The sequence below is a fragment of the Stenotrophomonas sp. SAM-B genome (assembly GCF_013387485.1).
In the GTDB taxonomy this organism is placed as follows: Bacteria; Pseudomonadota; Gammaproteobacteria; order Xanthomonadales; family Xanthomonadaceae; genus Stenotrophomonas; species Stenotrophomonas maltophilia_AA.
Map to the genome: position 1 here is coordinate 1 of NZ_JABBXB010000042.1, position 445 is coordinate 445.

Annotated in this window: 1 rRNA gene; it reads left to right on the forward strand. The window is 49.2% G+C overall.

Annotation, left to right across the window (positions count from 1 at the left end):
• A 16S ribosomal RNA gene (locus HH110_RS19145) occupies window positions 1-445 on the forward strand; the annotation flags it as partial.

Sequence of the window (445 nt, forward strand, 5' to 3'; positions counted from 1 at the left end):
TGCAGTGGGGAATATTGGGCAATGGGCGAGAGCCTGAACCAGCCAAGTCGCGTGAGGGACGACGGTACTAAGTATTGTAAACCTCTTTTGTCAGGGAACAAAGAGACCACGTGTGGTAAGATGAGTGTACCTGAAGAAAAAGCATCGGCTAACTCCGTGCCAGCAGCCGCGGTAATACGTAGGGAGCAAGCGTTATCCGGATTTATTGGGTGTAAAGGGTGCGTAGACGGGAAATTAAGTTAGTTGTGAAATCCCTCGGCTCAACTGAGGAACTGCAACTAAAACTGATTTTCTTGAGTGCAGGAGAGGAAAGTGGAATTCCTAGTGTAGCGGTGAAATGCGTAGATATTAGGAGGAACACCAGTGGCGAAGGCGACTTTCTGGACAGTAACTGACGTTGAGGCACGAAAGTGTGGGGAGCAAACAGGATTAGATACCCCGGTAG